This window comes from Streptococcus mitis (assembly GCF_946190065.1).
Taxonomy (GTDB): Bacteria; Bacillota; Bacilli; order Lactobacillales; family Streptococcaceae; genus Streptococcus; species Streptococcus mitis_DE.
Genome location: NZ_CAMHZD010000033.1, coordinates 1 through 3,933 on the forward strand (window position 1 = coordinate 1; position 3,933 = coordinate 3,933).

Here is a 3,933-nt window from a genome sequence, read left to right on the forward strand (position 1 = left end):
AAGGACTTAGCCCTGTACAATACAGAACTAAATCCTTTGCTTAAATTAATTGTCTAACTTTTTGGGGTCAGTACAATGCCTACCCCTCCTTTTTATGCTATTCACTTCTAAATTGATTTGAGCTCTCTAAACTTATATGATAAAATAAGACTAGAAAAAGGAGAAGAACATGATCGATGTAGAAGAAATTCTGAGCAAGATGAACCCCAATCAGAAGATTAATTATGACCGTGTTATGCAGAAGATGGTGCAAGTATGGGAGAAAAATGAGCAACGGCCAACCATTCTCATGCATGTTTGCTGTGCCCCTTGCAGTACCTATACCTTAGAATACCTGACCAAGTATGCAGATGTGACCATCTATTTTGCCAATTCTAATATTCATCCCAAGGCAGAATACCATAAGCGTGCCTATGTGACTAAAAAGTTTGTCAGTGATTTCAATGAGCGAACTGGCAATAACGTTCAGTACCTAGAATCTCCCTACGAACCAAATGAATATCGTAAGTTAGTCAGAGGACTGGAAGAAGAGCCAGAAGGTGGCGACCGTTGCAAGGTTTGCTTTGACTACCGACTGGATAAGACGGCGCAAGTGGCTATGGATTTGGGCTTTGACTACTTTGGCTCAGCCTTGACCATCAGTCCTCATAAGAATTCTCAAACCATTAACAGCATCGGAATCGATGTGCAAAAAATTTACACAACCCACTATCTTCCAAGTGATTTCAAGAAAAATCAAGGCTACAAACGTTCAGTAGAGATGTGTGAAGAGTATGACATCTACCGTCAATGCTATTGTGGATGCGTCTATGCAGCTCAAGCTCAGAATATTGATTTGGTTCAGGTTAAGAAGGATGCCACGGCTTTCTTACTGGATAAGGATGTTGAAAAAGACTATTCCCATATCAAATTTACAGTTACAAAATTAGATATATAAGGATAAGCCTAGCTGTAAAGCTGGGTTTTTAAAATAAAAAAACCGGGGTCTTACCCCCAGTTTGACAACTTTACCGATTCTTTAGTTCTACATAGCGCTTGTACCAAATGTTTACATAGGCTTCTGAGAAAGGACCTCGTCCATTGTTAATCCAATCAACAAGAATTTTGACATGTTCTTTTAAAATATAGTCCAAGTCATCAGAATAATTCATTTTGCGTTTGTGACGCTCATACTCCTCAACGTCCAAGAGACGTTTCTCTCCATCTGTAAAAATTTTAACATCCAAATCGTAATCAATATACTTCAGTGCTTCTTCATCCAGATAGTAGGGGCTAGCCATATTGCAATAGTAGGAAATTCCATTATCGCGAATCATGGCAATGATATTAAACCAATATTTCTTGTGAAAGTAAACAATAGCCGGTTCTCGAGTGACCCAACGACGACCATCACTTTCGGTAACCAGTGTATGATCGTTGACACCAATAATGGCGTTTTCTGTTGTTTTTAGTACCATGGTGTCCCGCCAAGTTCGGTGGAGACTCCCATCATGCTTATAACTTTGAATTGTAATAAAGTCGCCTTCTTTTGGAAGCTTCATAACTAACCAACTTTCTACAATTTATAAGTTTATCGTTTACTATTGTACCATAAAATTACCTAAAATCTGTGAATTTTACATGAAAATATTAAAGATATTCTCTGAGAGCGCTTGCTATATCCGAAAAATCGTAGCCTTTTCGTGCTAAAACTTGGGTTAAACGCTGTTTAAGTTCGTATCCTTCATATTTTCGGGTATACTTAGCATATTGCTTATCGAGTTCCTTGAAGATGAGTTCCTGAGTCGTTTCTTGGTCAACTTGACTATCCAACTGGTCAAAGGAACTTTTAGCATCAGAGTAAGAGAATCCCTTGTTGGTCAAGTTCTGGATAATCTTATCTTGCAAGGCACGAGCTGGAAGTTTTCCTTCATATTTTTTCAATAGTTTATTAGCTACACGTTGAGCAACTTCCGAAAAATCAAATTCTTTCAAGGTCTCCTCTATAGTAGATTTTGAAATCCCCTTTTGTACTAGTTTCTGAGTCAGTACATAAGGTCCCTTGTCTCCTGAAAGTTGATTAGCATTGATGATAGCATAAGCGTACTGAGCATCATTAATCCACTTATCTTCTTTAAGATTAATAATGACTTGAGAAACGATGTTTTCATCAATATCGTATTTTTTCAGATATTCTCTGACCTCTTTTTCAGTACGTGCTTTAAAGGATAGGTGGTAGAGGGCTAGATTCTTACCGTAAGAAAATTGGGCAAAGTCCTGAATATCTTTCAATTCTTCTTCACTTATCACCTTATCTCTTGATAACATAAAACGAACAATTGTATCTTCAGTAATATAGCATTTGTAGTCATTATCAAGCTCCATCAGATAGAGTCTTTTTTTCTTTTCAAGTTTTGTGATTTTCATAGTTCTATTATAACTCAAAATGTGATAAGATAGGGATATGAATCTGAAAGTGAAACAAAAAATACCATTAAAAATCAAGCGCATGGGAATTAATGGTGAGGGAATCGGCTTTTACCAAAAAACGTTAGTCTTTGTACCTGGAGCTTTAAAAGGAGAAGATATCTATTGTCAGATTACTTCTATTAAACGTAACTTTGTTGAGGCAAAATTACTGAAGGTCAACAAGAAGTCTAAATTTCGAGTTGTGCCAGCTTGTACTATTTACAATGAGTGCGGAGGCTGCCAAATCATGCACCTGCATTATGATAAGCAGCTGGAGTTCAAGACGGACTTGCTTTATCAAGCGCTGAAAAAATTTGCTCCTACAGGATATGAAAACTATGAAATTCGTTCGACAATTGGTATGCAGGAACCAAAATATTACCGTGCTAAGTTACAATTTCAGACTCGAAAATTTAAGAATCAGGTCAAGGCGGGCTTATATGCACAAAATTCTCACTATTTAGTAGAGTTGAAAGATTGCCTGGTACAAGATAAGGAAACACAAGTGATTGCTAATCGTCTAGCGGAATTACTTACTTTTCACCAAATTCCAATCACGGATGAGAGAAAAGTTCTAGGTGTTAGAACTATAATGGTTCGACGAGCAAGAAAGACTGGACAGGTTCAGATTATTATTGTTACAAATCGTCAGCTTAATTTTACCCAACTAGTGAAAGACTTAGTTAAAGATTTTCCAGAAGTTGTGACAGTAGCTGTGAATACAAATACAGCTAAAACCAGTGAGATTTATGGTGAAAAGACAGAGATTATCTGGGGACAAGAGAGTATTCAAGAAGGTGTACTTGATTATGAATTTTCACTATCTCCTCGAGCTTTCTATCAACTAAATCCTGAACAAACAGAAGTTCTTTATAACGAGGCAGTAAAAGCGCTGGATGTTAGTAAAGAAGACCATTTGATTGACGCTTATTGTGGAGTTGGAACAATTGGTTTTGCCTTTGCAAAGAAAGTAAAAACACTCAGAGGTATGGATATTATTCCAGAAGCTATTGAAGATGCCAAGCGAAATGCTAAAAGAATGGGATTTGACAATACTCATTATGAAGCTGGAACGGCAGAAGAGATTATTCCTCTCTGGTATAAGGAAGGCTACCGAGCAGATGCTCTGATTGTGGATCCACCACGTACAGGTCTGGATGATAAGTTATTAGATACTATTCTTACTTATGTACCAGAAAAAATGGTCTATATTTCTTGCAATGTTTCGACCTTGGCTCGTGATTTAGTACGTTTAGTAGAAGTCTATGATCTCCATTATATCCAGTCGGTCGATATGTTCCCGCATACAGCTCGAACGGAAGCTGTTGTAAAATTAATAAAAAAAGTTTAAAAAAAGTGTTGACAAAGTTTGAAAAGCCAGTATAATAGTAAGAGTTGAAAATAACAGCTCAGGTCCGTTGGTCAAGGGGTTAAGACACCGCCTTTTCACGGCGGTAACACGGGTTCGAATCCCGTACGGACTAT

The 3,933-nt window shown here is 37.4% G+C and carries 4 protein-coding genes and 1 tRNA gene; 3 read left to right on the forward strand and 2 right to left on the reverse strand.

The genetic code is table 11. The features are described from left to right. Positions 1-169 precede the first annotated feature (169 nt). Positions 170-937: an epoxyqueuosine reductase QueH gene (locus tag OCF96_RS09710; protein WP_261447036.1), complete on the forward strand. Its 768-nt coding sequence runs from the start codon at positions 170-172 to the stop codon at positions 935-937. A 70-nt stretch (positions 938-1,007) separates the two neighbouring features. Here OCF96_RS09710 and ntdP read toward each other — a convergent pair whose 3' ends face one another. Further along, positions 1,008-1,541 carry a nucleoside tri-diphosphate phosphatase gene (gene ntdP, locus OCF96_RS09715; RefSeq protein ID WP_000775316.1) on the reverse strand — a complete coding sequence of 178 codons (534 nt, stop codon included), beginning with the start codon at positions 1,539-1,541 and terminating at the stop codon, positions 1,008-1,010. Positions 1,542-1,629: 88 nt separating this feature from the next. Continuing rightward, entirely contained in the window at positions 1,630-2,406 is a 777-nt protein-coding gene (gene recX / locus OCF96_RS09720; protein ID WP_261447037.1) for a recombination regulator RecX, read from the reverse strand. Between the two features lie 37 nt (positions 2,407-2,443). On the opposite strand from recX, the gene rlmD reads away from it, so the two are divergent. Both rlmD and OCF96_RS09730 read left to right on the forward strand, forming a co-directional pair. After that, on the forward strand, positions 2,444-3,799 hold the full coding sequence (gene rlmD / locus OCF96_RS09725) for a 23S rRNA (uracil(1939)-C(5))-methyltransferase RlmD (RefSeq protein WP_261447038.1): 1,356 nt from the start codon (positions 2,444-2,446) through the stop codon (positions 3,797-3,799). A 61-nt stretch (positions 3,800-3,860) separates the two neighbouring features. After that, positions 3,861-3,932: transfer RNA gene (locus OCF96_RS09730), tRNA-Glu, on the forward strand. Position 3,933: the final 1 nt, after the last annotated feature.

Bases quoted from the DNA above. Each gene is read 5' to 3' on its own strand.
- OCF96_RS09710 (WP_261447036.1), top strand. From the start codon at position 170: ATGATCGATGTAGAAGAAATTCTGAGCAAGATGAACCCCAATCAGAAG.
- ntdP (WP_000775316.1), bottom strand. From the start codon at position 1,541: ATGAAGCTTCCAAAAGAAGGCGACTTTATTACAATTCAAAGTTATAAG.
- recX (WP_261447037.1), bottom strand. From the start codon at position 2,406: ATGAAAATCACAAAACTTGAAAAGAAAAAAAGACTCTATCTGATGGAG.
- rlmD (WP_261447038.1), top strand. From the start codon at position 2,444: ATGAATCTGAAAGTGAAACAAAAAATACCATTAAAAATCAAGCGCATG.